The organism is Serratia sp. T13T92 (genome assembly GCF_047530105.1).
GTDB classification, from domain to species: Bacteria; Pseudomonadota; Gammaproteobacteria; order Enterobacterales; family Enterobacteriaceae; genus Chania; species Chania fonticola.
Genome location: NZ_JBLJAK010000001.1, coordinates 625943 through 642618 on the forward strand (window position 1 = coordinate 625943; position 16676 = coordinate 642618).

Genomic DNA, 16676 nt, shown 5'->3' on the forward strand with positions numbered 1-16676 from the left:
ATGACCCGGTGTCTTTGCTTTGGCGCCCCCCTTTCAGCTCAACTCGCAGGAGAACATTATTTTGGATGCCAGCACGATCAATAGCTTGTTCATCATCGGTGCCGTGTTGGTGGGAGCAAGTATTCTGCTCAGTTCTTTCTCTTCGCGCCTGGGTATTCCCATTCTGGTGATCTTCCTGGCGATAGGCATGCTGGCCGGTGTTGACGGCCCCGGAGGCATCGCCTTCGATAACTATCCCGTCGCCTATCTGGTCAGTAACCTGGCTCTGGCCGTGATCCTGCTCGATGGTGGGATGCGTACCCGCGTCAGTTCCTTCCGTGTCGCACTGTGGCCGGCATTGTCACTGGCCACCATCGGCGTTCTGATCACCGCTGGCCTGACGGGCCTGGCCGCCGCCTGGCTGTTTAACCTCGATTTGATCCAGGGGCTGCTGATCGGTGCCATTATTGGATCGACCGATGCGGCAGCGGTGTTTTCACTGTTGGGTGGCAAAGGGCTGAACGAGCGTGTCAGCGCGACGCTGGAAATTGAGTCCGGCAGTAACGACCCGATGGCGGTATTTTTAACCATCACCCTGATTGCCATGATTTCCGCTGGCGAAACCTCGTTAAGCTGGATGTTCATCGTCCATCTATTGCAGCAATTCGGTATGGGTATCGTACTCGGCCTGGGCGGCGGGTGGTTGCTGATAACGCTGATCAATCACATCAAGTTGGCGGAAGGGTTGTATCCACTGCTGGCGGTGAGCGGCGGCATCTTGATCTTTGCCCTGACTACCGCTCTGGATGGCAGCGGCATTCTGGCGGTCTATCTGTGCGGCCTGCTGCTGGGTAACCGTCCAATCCGTAACTACCACGGCATTGTGCAAACCTTCGACGGCCTGGCCTGGCTGAGCCAGATCGGTATGTTCCTGGTGCTTGGGCTGTTGCTTAACCCACACGACCTGTTGCCTATCGCCATCCCTGCCCTGCTGCTCTCGCTGTGGATGATCCTGTTTGCCCGCCCGATTTCGGTGTTTATCGGCCTGCTGCCGTTTCGCAACTTCAACCTGCGAGAACGCATGTTTATCTCCTGGGTGGGGTTACGCGGCGCGGTGCCGGTGATCCTGGCGGTGTTCCCGATGATGGCCGGGCTACCCAATGCCAATCTGTTCTTTAACGTCGCGTTCTTTGTGGTGTTGGTTTCACTGCTGTTGCAGGGCACTTCGCTGTCCTTTGCCGCCAAAAAGGCCAAGGTGGTGGTGCCACCGGCATTAACCCCGATCTCCCGCGTGGGGCTGGATGTTCATCAGGAAAACCAATGGGAGCAGTTTGTCTATCAGCTAAGCGCAGAAAACTGGTGCGTTGGCGCGGCGCTACGCGAACTCAAGATGCCGCCGGGAACGCACATTGCCGCGCTGTTCCGTGGCAAAGAACTGTTACACCCGAGCGGCAGCACCCGCTTGCTGGAGGGTGATACCCTGTGCGTTATTGGCCATGAACACGATCTGCCTGCGTTGGGTAAACTGTTCAGCCAAGCGCCTACGGTTACGCTGGATGAGCGGTTCTTCGGCGATTTCATTCTGCAATCCGATGCGCGCCTAAGTGATATCTCTCAGGTCTACGGCCTGAATCTGCAAGAAGGCGTGGACGATCAGCAAACGCTCGGTCAGTTTGTCACCCGGTTAATCGGAGGCGAAGCCGTGGTGGGTGATCAGGTGGAATGGGATGGATTGACCTGGACTATCGCTGAGATGGATGCTAATCAAATCAGTAAAATAGGCGTCAAGATCGTTACCGATTAACCCGTTAATCGCCATTAACCATGCCGTTGCGGGAACTAATCCGGCCCGGATAACTCTTAATGACAGTCATTAATGCCCACCCCAGCGTTGAGGTGGGCCGTTTGCGGTACATCAACCGTCGGATAAGATCTTGAGCAGCAAAGCGAAGTTCTTTTCAGCCTTGACCGTCATCGCTTTAAGCGTTGCCTTACTGGACTTGGGTATCGCCGATTTGGTCCATCGAATACTACTTGGATGATGTAACCTGATGCAAAAACAACAAGAGAAAGACTTACTGGGAAAAGTGCTGCTGACCGTTTCTGCCCTGTGCCTCGTCACCGTGGCCGGGCTGTTGGTCTGGGGCTTTGTGCTGGATTGAGGCAATGTCTGGCGAGCGGGCATAAAAAAACCGCCGCGGCGGTTTTTTTGGCAATTCAATCAGATTTTACAGCCTTCGCAGTCTTCTTCATCCTCAAGAATTTCAGGAACTTCCCTAGCCTTCTGCGCCGCATTTTTTTCCGCTTTGGCTAATTCATCATCAATGTCAAAATCAAAGATATCATCACTCATCGCTATTTCCTAAGAATAGTCTCATAACCAACGACTATTATAGCCAACCTCGACCCCGGTGCAACCTATTCAGCTCAGAGCGGCCTGCGGCGCTGACGGGGTAGCTAACCTTTTGGCATAGGCCAGATCGTAAACGTCATAGAAATCAATCTCGCCCTTATTGGCGATGATTTCCTGCATACGGGTTTTCAACACCGAGTTCACCGTAGGTTCGTTCAACAGCGCCTGGATAGCGTGCGGCGACAGTGCGCGCGTAAAGTACCATTCCCCATTGTAACAAACTCGTAGATCCAGCACGCCGATGTCCTCGAAGCGGTAAACCGGTTTGATTTCAATCAGCAGCATGGCAAACATAAACAGCACAAAGGCAGTAAAACCCAGAAAAGAATACAGCCCCATATAGGGCACCGGGTACATCACCGCGATCACCGCAAAATAGCCAGCGAACATGGCAAAACACAACCAACGGTGGGTACGTGCAAACTCGCTGTTGAAACGCGGCTTGCCGTCTCGCCCTTCCCGCCGGTTAATCTGTTCTATCTCTGCAACCAGGATGTTCTTGATCGTATCCATCGCCATACCTTAATGCCTCAGCGCATCGTGACTATCACCAATCTCAGCCCAAGCTATCACAATGACAGTTTATTGAGGTAGATCAATTCCTGCATTATTCGCCGCAAACTGTTATAGGATCAGCGTGATTGTGATGCCCTTCCCTGCCCCTGAGCGACCATAAACATACGCTGTGCAACATCATCCGCCTGCTTGATTTTACGTTTCTGCGGTTCGTCACAGCGATGCGCAGCGCGTACATAGGCGATTTCATGTGCCTGATCGATCATCGAAATCACCTTGTCGCACGCTGTTTTATCCATATTGCCCAATAGGGTGGTGATGATTGCCTGGTAGGCATTGGAGGCCGCAGTGAGTGCCTGTTCACGGGCTTCCAATGCCTCTATACGCTGCAAAAGCACTTGAAGCAGTTCGGTATCAGACATATCCACCTCCACTCACCAGGCAACGCTGCCTGTAATAAGTGTAGCAAGGGTTGCGCTAACATGATGGGTTTCAATATGTTGCTACTGGGATAGAATAGCGGGAAATCCTCTGGAACCTTCAAAACCTATAACAAGGAACATCACATGCCATCAAAACGTTATCGTTCTATCCCGTTGCTTGCCGCGCTGTTGCTTTGCGCCTGCACCACCTCACAAAACAGCGTTGAAAGACATGCCCGCCATGCCACCTTCCAGTTGGCGGAGGCGCATTTCGGCCCCGATACGCGCACCGATATCTCAAAATCGACGAAAGCCGCCATCCCATTCTTTGAGCAGTTCTACCAGGCAGGAAAAAAAGATCGCCAGGATGGATTGACCCGCGAACAGGCACAGCAAAGGGTGAGTGGGTTCCGCAGCCCTGATTTTTTACCTGAGTCAGAGCAAAAGGCGACGATGTTTAATCAATCCTATACGGCTGACTCGCCGAAAAAACAGCGCGAGATCCTGCTCGAAAATGCTATCGCCACTTACTGGGATGGTTATGACGGCAAGCCTTAACCAGGCGATCTATAGCAGCACCGCCCCCTGTCTGTGAGGGGGCCTTAACCCTGTATCATTCCTGTACTGTTCGGGGACATTGTAGACAGGTGTTCGCAGACAAGCTGAACACTTTTTAGCACCCTTTATTGATGAAAATTGGCCCATCCCTCAGATAATCCTGCCGTAAAAGCCACTGAAAAACATAACATTTTTTACTCGATTTGATTCAAATCCCAGATAACGCTAAGCTATATGACAAGAAAAACTAATCCTAAGGATGACATTTTTTGTTTAAAACCCTATTTATTGTAATGAGACTCTCAGAAAAAAACCACGAGGACAATCTGCAAAACAGAGGTGACATTAGCCTGACTGATATCTTGACCAATAAAAATGAGCGGGCCGACGAACTCGCCGACGATCAATTTTGCATGGGATGATTTATGAAGCTAAGAAAAAAAAAGCATAAACCACTACAGATTAATGACATCACGATTATTGATGACAGCAAGTTAAAGAAAGCCATTACCGCCGCCGCATTAGGCAACGCCATGGAATGGTTTGACTTCGGTGTTTACGGCTTTGTCGCCTACGCACTTGGCCAGGTGTTCTTCCCTGGCGCCACGCCCGGCGTGCAGATGATTGCCGCTCTGGCCACCTTCTCGGTTCCTTTCCTGGTACGTCCTTTGGGCGGCGTCTTCTTCGGTGCCATGGGCGATAAATTCGGCCGCCAGAAAGTGTTATCCATCACCATCATTATTATGGCGATCAGTACCTTCTGTATCGGCCTGATCCCGTCCCACGCCTCAATTGGCATCTGGGCCCCTATCCTGCTGTTGCTGGCCAAACTGGCACAGGGCTTCTCCGTCGGTGGGGAGTATTCTGGCGCAGCCATCTTTGTGGCCGAGTATTCACCAGACCGTAAACGCGGATTTATGGGCAGCTGGCTCGACTTTGGCTCCATCGCCGGCTTCGTATTAGGGGCTGGTGTGGTGGTACTTATCTCCAGCATCGTGGGTGAGGCCAACTTCCTCGACTGGGGCTGGCGTATTCCGTTCTTCCTGGCAGCACCGCTGGGTGTGATTGGCCTGTATCTGCGCCACGCCTTGGAAGAAACGCCAGCGTTCCAGCAGCATATGGACAAAATGGAACAGAACGATCGTGCGGCCATTGAGAACCCGCCGAAGACCTCGTTCAAAGAGATCGCCACCAAGCACTGGAGAAGCCTGCTGGTGTGCGTAGGTATCGTGATCTCGACCAACGTGACCTACTACATGCTGTTGACCTACATGCCAAGCTACCTGTCGCATAACCTGCACTATTCCGAAGACCACGGCGTGCTGATTATCATTGCCATCATGCTAGGTATGTTGTTCGTCCAGCCACTGGTCGGCATGACCAGCGACCGCATTGGCCGTAGGCCCTTCATCATTGGCGGTAGCGTCGGTCTGCTGTTGCTGGCCATCCCTAGCTTTATCTTGATCAACAGTAACGTTATTGGCCTGATTTTTGTTGGCCTGTTGATACTGGCCGTGTTGCTCAACTCCTTTATCGGGGTGATGGCCTCCATTCTGCCTGCGATGTTCCCTACTCACATCCGTTACAGCGCGCTGGCGATTTCATTCAATATCTCGGTACTGATTGCAGGTGTCACACCAACGCTGGCCGCCTGGCTGGTCGAAACCACCGGCAACCTGTATATGCCAGCCTATTATCTGATGGTGGTGGCAGCGATTGGTCTGGTTACCGGCCTGTATATGAAAGAAACGGCCAACAAGCCGCTGCGCGGTGCTGCTCCTGCCGCCTCTGACCGCTCAGAAGCCAAAGAGCTGCTGCAGGAAACTTACGATAATATCGAGCAGAAAGTCGAAGATATCAGCCAGCAAATCGCCGATTTGGAGAAGAAAAAGCAAACGCTGATCGACCAGCATCCAAAACTGGATTAATTCTCCACGGTGAACAAACAGGCCAGAGCTCGTTAGCGTAACGACTCTGGCCTTTTTATTTCTCTCAACGGGCACAGCATGAAGCCGATCAAGATTTTGTCAGTGGCCTCGTTCAACTTAGCCAGATTATGAGCCCGCAGCAGATTCGCTACTGAGTCTTAATGCCTCTTGCCGATGGCTTTACCGTCACAATAAAAATACCCGACATAATGACCAGCAGACCGATACCCAGCGTGAGAGTCAATTGCTCCCCCAGGAAGACAACAGACATCAGTAAGCCTATCACCGGCACCCCGAGCATCGCCGTCGACATGCTGGTGCTCGACAACCACATGCTGGCGGCATTCACCGCAACAAAGCAGAACGCGGTCGCCAGCGGCCCCATAAACAGCAGTATTTCGATTAACGATGTAGAACCATCGCCAGTATATGGCCCTTCGAAAACCCGAGCCATCAGTGCTAACGGTACGCTTGCCAACAGCATCTGCCAGGGAGCAAGCTCATACGCGCTGCACACCCCTTTATGATAACGCAGGTGCAAAATGCACATCGCCCAGGCAAAGGAGGCCGTAAGCAACATCAGGTTCGCCACGATGAGAACCTTATCGCTCCAGTTAAACGTGAACGGATTGAACAGCACAATGACCCCTACACCACCCAGCAACGATCCCATCAGTTGCCGACGTGACAGTGACTGACGGAAAAATAGTACTGCGATAGGTGTGACCCAGAGCGGCGTGGTGTAAGCCAGGATTGCGGATCGGCCAGCAGGCACTTCGGTCATGGCAAAGGCACCGAGCACGGTAAATGTCAGCATTTGCAGCAGCCCTACGCTCGCCACCAACGGCCAATCCTTGCGTGGCGGGAATCGCAGCTTTTTGGTCAATATCTGCAGAGCAAACAGGCACAGCGCACCACTGACAAATCGGGTGGTAGAAAGCCAAATTGGCGTCATATGAGAAAGCCCCGCCTTCATCACCGGCCAGTTCGCCCCCCAGACCACAATGGCCCCAACCAACAGCAGGACGCCTTTGATTTTCACGCTATCGGGCGCGTAGCTCGACACGTTTGGCGAGCCGGTTAAGTATTTACCCTCAGTATCCACAGCGGTTTCTCATCCATTTATTCAACATGCCAATTTTATCTGGATAACCGGGGAAACATTCTCTTATTATGTTCATCTAATCGGCTTTTATGAGTCATTTTAACCTCATAAATTACATTTTAAGGGCAAACTTTCTCATATGAAGAAGCTTGATCGCACAGACGTCGCCATTCTGAACTCGATGCAGACGAACTCGCGGATCACCAATGCGGAGCTTGCCCGCTCGGTCAATCTGTCCCCAACCCCCTGTTTCAACCGTGTAAAAGCCATGGAGGAGTTGGGCATCATCAGAGGGCAAGTAACCTTGCTGGAACCGGCGGTGCTTGGGCTCCATGTGAACGTATTTATTCAGGTGAGTTTGGAAAAGCAGGTGGAAGGTGCGCTCAGCAATTTTGAGCAAGCCATTGATCAGCGCCCAGAAGTGATGGAGTGTTATCTGATGACGGGAGATGCCGATTACCTGCTGCGGGTATTGGTGCCCGATATTCGCGCACTTGAGCGTTTTATTCTGGATCATCTGACCAAGATCCCGGGCGTAGCCAACATCCGTTCCAGCTTTGCCCTCAAGCAGGTGCGTTATAAAACGGCGCTGCCGCTACCGGCAGAAGGCATCAGCATAGTCTCGACGAAATAGTCGTTTGATAACGAGTCACGCATTGGCTGGCAAACTTCAACCGACTCAAGGCGTAGGGGCGCTGCACGCTGCGCCCAATTTTGAATAAGCTGCGCGAAAGTTGGAACCTCCGCGCAGAGAAGGATTATTTTTTCTTGGCAGTAGTCGGATTTGGTTTGGCTTTCTTTGGCTTGGCAACGACTTCTGCAGCAACGGTTGATTCTTTAACCGCTGGAGCAGATACCTTGGTTCTCGCTTTTGTCTCTGCGGAGGGCTTGGCAGCATTGCTTTTTGCTTTTGCCGCAACCAATGCAGGTTTACTCGGCGTTGTAACCACCTTGGCTTCCGAGGCAGGAGGCTCTATAGCGTTGTCCTTAGCTTGAACAGCACCGGGATCTGCAGCTAATGCCTTATACTTTTCCACCAGGTTTTGGTAAGTGTTTAACGCTTTGGCGCCATTAAAGGAGTTGTCAATTTTCCCTGCGCGGATCAACTCTACAACCACCTGCTGGGCCGCTAGCTCTGGATGTTTCGCCGGATTAATAATCTCAATTTCAAATTCCATCGTCATCTCCTGATTGAATAGCCGAGTCTTGTAGCATACCAGTTACCGCTGGCAACGAAATCTGGCTGAATCCATTCAATTTATAAATCGACGATAGAGAAGCCACAACGCTGCGTGATTGAATTTGCCCACGAGCTGAGAAAATACGTCGTTGCTTGTCGAATCGCGTTAAGGGCTATTGAGTGCTAGATTTAGATATGCCCCTCAGCCACCGAAATACCCAGTCCGTTTCCGTGGTAATAGATAGGCTCATTTTGGGAGGAACTACAATGTCAAAAAATGCAGCTGTTATGCTGACACTTACCCTACTTGGTATCGCCCCGGCCCACGCCATCAACGCAAAATTTGCCCAGCAGCTTGAGCGTTCTGGCTGCACCCAAGTGACCGAGGCCCAAGGCTGTGACATTCACAAAACCAAAGCCGAGAATGTCAAGGCCGGTTTTGGAGCCGCCCCCGCCGCTGACACCAGTGCCAGCCCATATACCGGTGAGTGGGTTGCCACCTTTCCAGAGACGGATGCCACGGTAGCGACAATCAGTATCGATGCCAAGGATCATGTCTTGGTCAACGGTAAGCAGGTCAAAGCAAAGAAATCTGATGGCGCGCTGGTGTTCAGAAGTGGCACCATCACTTATACCATTCAAGGAGATCGTCGCCTCAAGGGGGAAGATGTCTGGGTGGATAATGATGCAGGCAGCAAAGGAGTGATTAACGCCAAATAAAATGCGGCTATCCGCTTGAAAGGAGGGGCAGTCAAAAAAACCGCCGAAAATTTCTTCGACCACGGCCTAAGGCCTGCGATACAGGCCTTAGACTAGCTCCCTCAATCATCCGTCCGTGAGCACACCATGATGGGAGAGTGCATATTTCCAATCATATACGCCTTGTCATTCCAGCGCGAAACACGAAACACCCTCGGTATCTTCCCGCTAATGCACCCCAACAGGTAAGTATCAATCACACTTTTCGGGGTATTATCACCTTCCTCAATGGCATCATCACTGCGGCGCACATCAAACCAACCTTGCTCAGCATCGAGGGTTCGATAGTGTACGATGACAGTATGCAAGACACGGTGATTCTGCCCCCCTATCGTCAGCATCCCCGTTATACCGATGACACCACTGCCGTTGCTATTAAGCCGCAATGCGTAAGTTCCATTGAAGATCGGTGAATCAGGCTTCTCATCAAAAATAAGCTTCGCTTGAGAGCGGCAACTCAGTATTGTTTCAGGTTTCTTATTACCGACTTTCCAGTAGCCTATCATTATCGCAATGATGCCACACAGTAGTGCCCAGATAGGCCAGCGAATTTTCATTTAGGCACCATTGAGTAAAAATAGTAATTGTAACAAAAGTCGGTTATTTTCTTATCAAAATTGCAAATAGAGAAGAACGCGCGATTATTACCTTCAAGCGTTTCGCGTAAACCATGTTCATCTTGCACATACATCAATAAAATATCATCAGGTGCGCAACGCTTACTTTGTGACTGTAAAAAGTATTCGGCATAATGTCGATATTTATCTTTTTGCTCGTCATCAAGGGCATAAACAGAATAAGTACTACATCCTGTTACCTTTGCGACGTAGTGTCGGGTTTCATTAGCAGGCTTGGGCCAGTAAAAAACAGACATGGCTGATAATAAACCTAGCAACAGCAGAACACAGATGAACAGGGTGCATTTATTTTCCATCGCCACATGCCGCACGTGCCGCCATCTTTTATACAGTGACAGCTCTCTTTGTGGAATGTTGATGATTTCATTATTAGAAAAATGAACATCTTTCTCCTCACCCAGCAGTAATGTTGCTACTGGCTGACAAACCTTAACATCAACCATTCCCCCTAATTTAAAACCTAAGCGATGCACTGCAATAATAGCATCATTAACTCCAAGTTCCTTTAACGACTTCCTTAAGAAGGCAACATTATGATTTAGACTGCTATTCGATGGAGGGTAGCTATTTCTCTCCCAGACTCTATCCAGCAGAACATCGCGATGAATGGGTTCATTCTGTGCTTTAATGATTTCAGCCAACAGACCGGATTGCAATACAGACAGTTTAATAGCAGCGTGGCTTTGGGTTTTATAACGTAACCCTTCATTCTCTTTGAAGATAACGCTGTCATTGAATATATACTCCATAAATTATCGCTGTAGGCGTTATCGCTCTGCCTACCCTCACCTCAGGTAAAATTGTAATCACTTCGCCATTGCTCCCCCATGTAGATAACTAGGAGAAGTCTCATGATCGCTTATCACATAACTCCCAAACGAATGCAATTGACAGATGCAAATAAAAAAACCATAGAGGGATTTTTATCCATGTTATTCAATGCAGTTAAATGCTGTTTTTTCCTGCTTACAGCCATTTTCGCTTCAACATTGTACACAATAGTCATTAAAACTTCAATTGGCAAAATAACAGATAAAAACACTTCATTTGACTTCATTATTGAATGGTTATTCCAATTCAAGCCTTTGCATGTCTACAATACTCACCATCTGGAACAGTCCTAACTTGTGGATTAACCGGATAAAAAACAAATGACTGCATAGGACACAATCCTGGGGAGTCACTTTGCGTGGTGGTTAAAGAAAAGAATAACTATTCATTTCTACCTCCTAACAGAGTTTTCCCTGAGAGAGGATCCAGTGCAATATCATCTTGATGGATGAGTGAATTTCCACATGGAGAGAGACAATGAAATTTAATCAATACGCACTGATTTTAGGTATGGGCATGTTTTTCTGCGCTGGCGTTGCCAATGCTGCACCAAGCAATCAGGTACCGAAGACCATCCACCTTACTGCAAACATTAACGACGCGCTGTTTGTGTCTAAACCAGACGGTTCAAGTTGGTATGATGTAGAAGAAGTTAAGGCTGTGGATTATAAACAGCAAAAATTTTCTGCCACTCTACCGATCCGCGTATGGAGCAAAAATGAATCCTTTAAGTTGACGTTGGCACAACCGTTGAAAATGAGCAACGGTAATTATGAAATGCCAAATGCCAAAGTCACCGTAGATACGGGAGCAGGCTCTAAATCCTTGGCCACAGGAACTTCCACAGAAATAAAACAAACGGAAAAATCCGGATCTGAATATGATCAGGTTTATAATCTGAATATTAACCTTGACGCCCCCATTGAGGCTAACGGCTTAAGCACCAATGGTAATTACAGCGGCGATCTGGTCATGCTTTTTGAACCTGTAGTCACTGGGCCATAAGTCCCATATGGCCACTTTGTCTAGCGAAGTGGCCTTTAATTCTTTTTATATTAAATTTGCTGGGAACGCATAATTAATGATCATCAAGGAAAAAAAACTTTCTAAAAAAGGAGGGGTTTATCTGACGCTATGTCGGTCGACATTCCTGACATTTATTATCACTTCTCATGCGCAGGCTAATGAGCAATTAAAATTCGTCTATGGTATTCCAGCTGGTTTCAGTGAATCCGAAATTGATGACACAGCAAAATATGTCGCCACCATTAATGGTCTCACTCTACCAGATTTTATTAGTTATTCACCGCAAGTGAATAAGCTAAGTTTTGATCGGGAAAAATATCGCCGGAATGCCGTTTCCTCCGAAATCATCGCCAAAATGCAGAAGATATTCGAACAACTGGACTATAAAAAATGCCAGAACGGTTGCGATCTCACCTTGGAAGGCCAATACGTGACGGTAGATAAATTACGGCGTGCCATTACCTTACGCAGCAGTGAAAGCGACTACATTTTGCCTGCAACTTCATTGGGGTTGGTGCACAACCAAAACGTGGATATCCGTACCTCCAGCGATCGTTATCGTGCCGTGAACCTCAATAGTAATGCCTGGCTGGGTATGCCCTGGCAAAGTTTTGCCTATCTCAACTGGTACAGCAACTACACCCAAATGCGTGGCGAGAACTCTCACCGTCAGGGCATTTCAACCTACTACTTGCAAAAAAACTTCACCTCCACTTACTTACGTGCGGGTCGGCAGAACAGTATCGACTTTACCTCCGGTAGCGTCAGTACCACGCTCTCCCCCAGTTTTGATCAGTTTGTGACCCTAGGCAGCCAGTCGAACCTGCGTGTCGGCGGCGACAACGGTGAGCTGGTGCTGTTCTCCGCCGCTGAGGGCAACTACGAGTTCTATCGCGATGGCCGGATGATCCTCAAGCGCCCGGCGGTTCTGGGGCGCAATGCTATCAGCGTTAACGATCTGCCAGGTGGCTACTATTCGGTCGAAGTTCGCTTGGTCGATCGAAACGGCAATATCATCAACCGCGAAAACCACGCCATCAGTAACGTCAATTTTGGCGGTTATCCCGGCTATGTGGCCTGGCATCTGACGGCAGGTAAAGATCTTGGCAGCGATGGGCATTTGCTGGAAGGTGGTTTCAGCCGTGATGTGCTGTGGTTTTTCTTCAATGGAACCGTTATCAAAGGTTCACAAGGGAAATGGGCTACCGAAGGGAATATCACGCGTCCAGGCACGCTGGGGGATATCCAGATCGCTCCAACACTTGGAATAATGAGCGGTGAAAAGGGCACTGGGGGTTATCTCAACCTGTCGTTGAACGGTAACGAACTGGGCAACCTTTCCTATAGTCGTTTTCAGCACAATAACGTTTCCTATTACAGCTATGGCTCATCAAGCAGCGCGTTCTCTTACAGCCGTGGCCTGGGAGGCACACTGCTCTCCTACAACTACAGCCAATACTCCAGCGGCGAGTCGCATCAGGTTGAATCACGCTGGAACTATCGCCCCAATGGCCTGTGGTCAACCTTCTCACTGGGCATTCAAAAAGGGGGATACCGGCAGTCCGGCGGCAACTACGGCATTTTTTTCAATACGACCTGGACGCTGGATCGCGTACAGGGCAGTTTCTCCGCCGCGCGTTCCGGTGGACAAACCCAACTCAGCGGCGACTACCGCCATGCCAGTACCGATACTTTTGGCACAACCACGTTGGGCACCACCGTCAGCCGCATCAGCGATACCAATAACGTGAACTTGTATGCCACTCGAGAAGGTAGCCGTGGCGATGTTGCGCTGAATCTGGGCCGCAGCGCGAGCAACAATAACGCCGACCTGAACTATCGCGGCATGGTCGCCGCCAATAGCCGTGGGATCGCACTGGGCCGCTACAGCAACAGCGGTACCGCCATGTTGCTCTCTACCCCCAGTCTACAGGGGATGGATTACGGCTTTGAAGTTGAGGGGGCTCCCGTGGGCAGTGGCAGCGTTTACGCCGTGCCTGTCAACAGCTATCGGGATATCGCTTTTGCCCGTGTCAATAGTCAGGATCGCGAGCAGGACATCAACGTTGAAGTGCCTGCCAATATCATGCGCGCCCATCCAGGCCAGGTCTACGCAGCCAAAGCCAGCGTGGATATTAACCTGCTGTATAACGGATTTTTGCAAGACGAGCAGGGGAACCCGGTGAGTGGCACTGTCCGAGAAACCGGTGATATTGCCTACCCCAACGGCCTGTTCTCCATCGCCAGCAAGCAGCTATTACCCACCATTGAGGTCGAAAACCAAAGCCGTCGTTTTCGCTGCGATCTGAGCAAACCCCATAACAATGTTTACACCTGTTCGGCACTGTAGTGCCAGGCATTGCCCTACCGGAGTCATGATGAAAAAAACACTTTTACTGCTTCCCCTGTTGGCCAGCCTCAATGGCTTGCCTCTTAACGCCAGTGCGGGGCCACAATTGATGGTAACGCCAATCAGCCTGAAGGTTTTTAACCAGCATGAGCAGCGCGTCTCGGTGCGTAACACCGGCGATGCCCCGCTCTATCTTTCGATCTCTCTGGCAAAGGTGGATAACCCCGGTGAAGCGCAGGAACACAAAACACTCATCAGTCAACTGCCACATCCAGAACTGATGGCCACACCCAACAAACTGACGCTGGGGCCTAACCAGTCTCGGGATATCCTGCTCACGTCGTTGCAAGAGCCAGCAATCGAGACGGTGTATAGGCTTTATGTTGTCCCCGTCAAATCCCTTGAATTCACCGGGTCTACAGACGATAAAATTACCGCCCCGGTGACGCTTTCCGTGGGGTATGGCGTATTGATACGCCATCTGCCCGCCCCCGCCAATCAACGCACAGCACTGGAACACCGTTGCGGTGCTAATGAGATCTCCTTGCTCAACAGCGGTAATACTCGTCTGCTCCTTCGTCAGGTTAAAGCGCCCTCGGCTAACGATGCGCTGGCTGACGTGTTGGCGCTGTTTCCCGGCACACCACAAACCCTGAAAACCAGACGGCTTAGTGCCGAACTCAATGGGAAACCGGTTGAAATCACATGTCCCTGATCTTCTGGCGCAGGTTAGGCGTACTGATGACCCTGCTGCTGGTACAAAAAAGTGGCTATGCGGTGGGGGTATTAAGCCTCTCGCAGGCTGAGTTTACCGTCCCGCTCCACGGTCGTTTACCCGAACTGGTGGTGGAGAACCACGGTGACGGACCACTGTATCTGGAGGTCCGGCAGCAGTTGCTGACCAATCCGGGACTCCAGCCCGAAACATTGATTGACGTAGGTCATACCGAGTCTCCCTCATTGCTGGTCATGCCATCGCGTCTGATCCTTGGCCCTGGTCAAAAAAGAACGATGCAGTTACGTGTGCTTTCAGCACCGGCGAAAACCCAGGTATGGCGTATCACATTTCGGCCACAACAACATCTGAGCGTGACCACCGCGGGGGCCATGTCTGCGCGAATGCCTTTGCTGGTCAGCATCGGCTATGGGGTGGTGATTTATCAGACAGGGAGCCAATCATGAAGAACTCTTGCTCGCTAGCCTGCGCACTGTTGCTGGCATTGGTGACTTCTGCCTATATCTCAACAGCAGGCGCTACGGTAGTCATGGTCAAAGGGAAAACAACCAGCAGCGTCAGAGCTACCGTCGTGAAGCCCAATCGGCTCATCGTCAATGATGCCCACGGCGGCTGGTATATGCAGGAAATGGAAATGTTCCAGTACGGTGCGGCTAATTCTCCCTATGAAATTGAGCTGCCACTACGCATCACCTCCAGTAACGGTGTTTTTCAGGTTAGCCTGGATGAGGCATTGATCCTCCGCCAGGCTCAAACACCAGCTCTGCAATTTCAGGCAGCCCAGGTCAGCATGGCCAATGTGGGAAATACAGCACAGAAGCTGTCGGTAGGCACTCCGGTACATTTCCGTAACCCCACTTCAGCGCAGCCATTGCAGGACACCATTGGGGATTACACCCTCACCATCAGCGCACACCCACCTGATGGGGATTTCAAAACCACGGCGGGTATTTATCAGGGCGAGCTGAAACTGACTTTTGAACCTGTTGCCAAGGCACAGCCATGAAGCCGCGTCTTTTGTCCTGGTTCCTTGGGCTTAACTGCGCACTGGTGCCCGTTGGCGCAATCGAAGCAGCAATCGACATTTCACCGAAACGCATTGAGTTACGGGGTGACGTACCGCAAACCATCACGGTCAGCAATAACGGCGATCGGATTGAATACGTCACTATCGCAACCGAGTTAGTGGCCAATCCAGGCGTTCACTTTTCCGAGGAACAACGTGTTCCTATCGGGCTGATCCGCCAACCTACTCTGTATGCCTCGCCGTTCAAACTGATCCTCAGCCCGCAGCAGCATAAGGTGATCACCCTGCGGCCATTGAAAAGCGTGAAAAGCGAAATGGTCTATCGTCTCAATGTTCGCCCAATCGTGCAGTTGCAGGGCACCTCGGCAGAACGTGCAGCCTCAGGCATCGCCGTAAACCTGAGCTTCAGCGCGATCATACGCCAACGGCCAGACCACGAAAAAACCGGGCTTGATGTCCAGTGTGAACACGAAGGTGCACTTCTTACTGCAACGGGGAATGTCCACGTCACCCTCAAAGGAATACTGACTGATGGCCTGCCGGTTTCAGATCTCAACCTCTACCCGGGAACACCGCAACGTTTGCCGGGCAAACAAATCACCTTACCTGGCTATAACGGCTGCCTCGCCGGTAAACGCACGGAAAAAGAGTCATGAATATTGCCATCTTCGATCAAAACCATTTCTACGCCAATGGATTGAAAGTACTCATCAATGAGCTGCTTTCGCAAGGCGCTAATATCACCATCAACGAGAGCTCCTTACTGAGCAAAGCGCACCTGGTTATCCGCACGCCAGCCCTCTCAAGTTGGGAGGAATGGCAAAGCGCCTTTAACCATCCCCAGACGCTGTATATCTACCATCGCCCATTGCCCACGGACCCACTTCGCCGTGGCAACGCCCTGTATCGCGGTGAGCCGTTAGGTATCACGTTGAATACGCTGAAGCAACATTTGCACCGTTGCCCTGATGAAGAAATTCCCCCGCCATCAATCAACCGCCTACTGTCAGATAACGAGATCCAAGTGCTCAAACTGATCAAGATGGGTTGGTCTGACAGAGTGATTGCGGCTCATTGTCGATTGGGCACCAAAACCGTCAGTCTGATGCGCTGCAACGCGATCAAAAAAATGGGGTTACACAATCGCCTTGAGCTTTATCAGTTGCTCAGCAAACTGCATTTCTAATTTGTCGAATCTAACAGGTATG

General features: G+C 50.7%; 19 protein-coding genes. 12 read left to right on the forward strand and 7 right to left on the reverse strand.

What is annotated here, in order from left to right; translation table 11 throughout:
- The first annotated feature begins 61 nt into the window (after positions 1-61).
- The gene (locus tag ACMV5I_RS02925) at positions 62-1783 is read left to right on the forward strand and encodes a potassium/proton antiporter (protein ID WP_284122033.1); all 1722 of its coding nucleotides are present in this window, start codon (positions 62-64) and stop codon (positions 1781-1783) included.
- A 417-nt stretch (positions 1784-2200) separates the two neighbouring features.
- On the opposite strand, the gene ACMV5I_RS02930 is transcribed toward ACMV5I_RS02925, so the two are convergent.
- The 3 genes from ACMV5I_RS02930 to ACMV5I_RS02940 all read right to left on the reverse strand — a co-directional run bounded on the left by ACMV5I_RS02930 (position 2201) and on the right by ACMV5I_RS02940 (position 3330).
- Complete coding sequence (locus tag ACMV5I_RS02930) at positions 2201-2332, reverse strand: hypothetical protein (protein ID WP_021178340.1); 132 nt, start codon at positions 2330-2332, stop codon at positions 2201-2203.
- Positions 2333-2401: 69 nt separating this feature from the next.
- On the reverse strand, positions 2402-2905 hold the full coding sequence (locus ACMV5I_RS02935) for a YlaC family protein (RefSeq protein WP_202728139.1): 504 nt from the start codon (positions 2903-2905) through the stop codon (positions 2402-2404).
- Positions 2906-3024: 119 nt separating this feature from the next.
- On the reverse strand, positions 3025-3330 hold the full coding sequence (locus tag ACMV5I_RS02940) for a hypothetical protein (protein ID WP_071680533.1): 306 nt from the start codon (positions 3328-3330) through the stop codon (positions 3025-3027).
- A 144-nt stretch (positions 3331-3474) separates the two neighbouring features.
- Between ACMV5I_RS02940 and ACMV5I_RS02945 the strand changes: the two genes are divergently transcribed.
- Together ACMV5I_RS02945 and proP are read left to right on the forward strand one after the other, a co-directional pair.
- Positions 3475-3888, forward strand: a complete 414-nt coding sequence (locus tag ACMV5I_RS02945) for an Exc2 family lipoprotein (protein ID WP_414823633.1) — start codon at positions 3475-3477, stop codon at positions 3886-3888.
- A gap of 425 nt (positions 3889-4313) precedes the next feature.
- Entirely contained in the window at positions 4314-5816 is a 1503-nt protein-coding gene (proP, locus tag ACMV5I_RS02950) for a glycine betaine/L-proline transporter ProP (RefSeq protein WP_248945811.1), read from the forward strand.
- Between the two features lie 148 nt (positions 5817-5964).
- On the opposite strand, the gene ACMV5I_RS02955 is transcribed toward proP, so the two are convergent.
- A complete protein-coding gene (locus tag ACMV5I_RS02955; protein ID WP_238393684.1) occupies positions 5965-6921 on the reverse strand; it encodes a DMT family transporter in 957 nt (318 codons plus the stop codon).
- Between the two features lie 139 nt (positions 6922-7060).
- Here ACMV5I_RS02955 and ACMV5I_RS02960 point away from each other — a divergent pair, with 139 nt between their 5' ends.
- A complete protein-coding gene (locus ACMV5I_RS02960) occupies positions 7061-7555 on the forward strand; it encodes an Lrp/AsnC family transcriptional regulator (protein WP_024485698.1) in 495 nt (164 codons plus the stop codon).
- A gap of 124 nt (positions 7556-7679) precedes the next feature.
- Here ACMV5I_RS02960 and ACMV5I_RS02965 read toward each other — a convergent pair whose 3' ends face one another.
- Positions 7680-8099, reverse strand: a complete 420-nt coding sequence (locus ACMV5I_RS02965) for a hypothetical protein (RefSeq protein ID WP_414823634.1) — start codon at positions 8097-8099, stop codon at positions 7680-7682.
- A gap of 269 nt (positions 8100-8368) precedes the next feature.
- On the opposite strand from ACMV5I_RS02965, the gene ACMV5I_RS02970 reads away from it, so the two are divergent.
- Positions 8369-8821 carry a hypothetical protein gene (locus ACMV5I_RS02970; protein ID WP_414823635.1) on the forward strand — a complete coding sequence of 151 codons (453 nt, stop codon included), beginning with the start codon at positions 8369-8371 and terminating at the stop codon, positions 8819-8821.
- A gap of 101 nt (positions 8822-8922) precedes the next feature.
- On the opposite strand, the gene ACMV5I_RS02975 is transcribed toward ACMV5I_RS02970, so the two are convergent.
- The gene (locus ACMV5I_RS02975; RefSeq protein ID WP_414823636.1) at positions 8923-9417 is read right to left on the reverse strand and encodes a hypothetical protein; all 495 of its coding nucleotides are present in this window, start codon (positions 9415-9417) and stop codon (positions 8923-8925) included.
- Positions 9414-10247, reverse strand: coding sequence for a winged helix-turn-helix domain-containing protein (locus tag ACMV5I_RS02980; protein WP_414823637.1), 834 nt, complete (start codon positions 10245-10247; stop codon positions 9414-9416). Before ACMV5I_RS02980 ends, ACMV5I_RS02975 begins: the two co-directional genes overlap by 4 nt.
- A gap of 559 nt (positions 10248-10806) precedes the next feature.
- Between ACMV5I_RS02980 and ACMV5I_RS02985 the strand changes: the two genes are divergently transcribed.
- The 7 genes from ACMV5I_RS02985 (at position 10807) to ACMV5I_RS03015 (ending at position 16654) form a co-directional block, all read left to right on the forward strand.
- Entirely contained in the window at positions 10807-11334 is a 528-nt protein-coding gene (locus ACMV5I_RS02985) for a hypothetical protein (protein ID WP_414823638.1), read from the forward strand.
- A 307-nt stretch (positions 11335-11641) separates the two neighbouring features.
- A complete protein-coding gene (locus tag ACMV5I_RS02990) occupies positions 11642-13705 on the forward strand; it encodes a TcfC E-set like domain-containing protein (protein WP_414823639.1) in 2064 nt (687 codons plus the stop codon).
- Positions 13706-13733: 28 nt separating this feature from the next.
- Positions 13734-14420 (forward strand): pilus assembly protein, encoded by a 687-nt coding sequence (locus ACMV5I_RS02995; protein ID WP_202811108.1) that lies wholly within the window; start codon positions 13734-13736, stop codon positions 14418-14420.
- Positions 14411-14887, forward strand: coding sequence for a hypothetical protein (locus ACMV5I_RS03000; protein ID WP_414823640.1), 477 nt, complete (start codon positions 14411-14413; stop codon positions 14885-14887). The genes ACMV5I_RS02995 and ACMV5I_RS03000 overlap by 10 nt, the downstream gene beginning before the upstream one ends.
- A complete protein-coding gene (locus ACMV5I_RS03005; RefSeq protein WP_414823641.1) occupies positions 14884-15447 on the forward strand; it encodes a hypothetical protein in 564 nt (187 codons plus the stop codon). Before ACMV5I_RS03000 ends, ACMV5I_RS03005 begins: the two co-directional genes overlap by 4 nt.
- Positions 15444-16124, forward strand: coding sequence for a hypothetical protein (locus ACMV5I_RS03010; RefSeq protein WP_414823642.1), 681 nt, complete (start codon positions 15444-15446; stop codon positions 16122-16124). The genes ACMV5I_RS03005 and ACMV5I_RS03010 overlap by 4 nt, the downstream gene beginning before the upstream one ends.
- The gene (locus tag ACMV5I_RS03015; protein WP_414823643.1) at positions 16121-16654 is read left to right on the forward strand and encodes a helix-turn-helix domain-containing protein; all 534 of its coding nucleotides are present in this window, start codon (positions 16121-16123) and stop codon (positions 16652-16654) included. The genes ACMV5I_RS03010 and ACMV5I_RS03015 overlap by 4 nt, the downstream gene beginning before the upstream one ends.
- Positions 16655-16676: the final 22 nt, after the last annotated feature.

Excerpts from the sequence above, each read along its gene's own strand:
- ACMV5I_RS02930 (WP_021178340.1), bottom strand. The coding sequence starts at position 2,332 with ATGAGTGATGATATCTTTGATTTTGACATTGATGATGAATTAGCCAAA.
- ACMV5I_RS02935 (WP_202728139.1), bottom strand. The coding sequence starts at position 2,905 with ATGGATACGATCAAGAACATCCTGGTTGCAGAGATAGAACAGATTAAC.
- ACMV5I_RS02940 (WP_071680533.1), bottom strand. The coding sequence starts at position 3,330 with ATGTCTGATACCGAACTGCTTCAAGTGCTTTTGCAGCGTATAGAGGCA.
- ACMV5I_RS02945 (WP_414823633.1), top strand. The coding sequence starts at position 3,475 with ATGCCATCAAAACGTTATCGTTCTATCCCGTTGCTTGCCGCGCTGTTG.
- proP (WP_248945811.1), top strand. The coding sequence starts at position 4,314 with ATGAAGCTAAGAAAAAAAAAGCATAAACCACTACAGATTAATGACATC.
- ACMV5I_RS02960 (WP_024485698.1), top strand. The coding sequence starts at position 7,061 with ATGAAGAAGCTTGATCGCACAGACGTCGCCATTCTGAACTCGATGCAG.
- ACMV5I_RS02965 (WP_414823634.1), bottom strand. The coding sequence starts at position 8,099 with ATGGAATTTGAAATTGAGATTATTAATCCGGCGAAACATCCAGAGCTA.
- ACMV5I_RS02970 (WP_414823635.1), top strand. The coding sequence starts at position 8,369 with ATGTCAAAAAATGCAGCTGTTATGCTGACACTTACCCTACTTGGTATC.
- ACMV5I_RS02975 (WP_414823636.1), bottom strand. The coding sequence starts at position 9,417 with ATGAAAATTCGCTGGCCTATCTGGGCACTACTGTGTGGCATCATTGCG.
- ACMV5I_RS02980 (WP_414823637.1), bottom strand. The coding sequence starts at position 10,247 with ATGGAGTATATATTCAATGACAGCGTTATCTTCAAAGAGAATGAAGGG.
- ACMV5I_RS02985 (WP_414823638.1), top strand. The coding sequence starts at position 10,807 with ATGAAATTTAATCAATACGCACTGATTTTAGGTATGGGCATGTTTTTC.
- ACMV5I_RS02995 (WP_202811108.1), top strand. The coding sequence starts at position 13,734 with ATGAAAAAAACACTTTTACTGCTTCCCCTGTTGGCCAGCCTCAATGGC.
- ACMV5I_RS03000 (WP_414823640.1), top strand. The coding sequence starts at position 14,411 with ATGTCCCTGATCTTCTGGCGCAGGTTAGGCGTACTGATGACCCTGCTG.
- ACMV5I_RS03005 (WP_414823641.1), top strand. The coding sequence starts at position 14,884 with ATGAAGAACTCTTGCTCGCTAGCCTGCGCACTGTTGCTGGCATTGGTG.
- ACMV5I_RS03010 (WP_414823642.1), top strand. The coding sequence starts at position 15,444 with ATGAAGCCGCGTCTTTTGTCCTGGTTCCTTGGGCTTAACTGCGCACTG.
- ACMV5I_RS03015 (WP_414823643.1), top strand. The coding sequence starts at position 16,121 with ATGAATATTGCCATCTTCGATCAAAACCATTTCTACGCCAATGGATTG.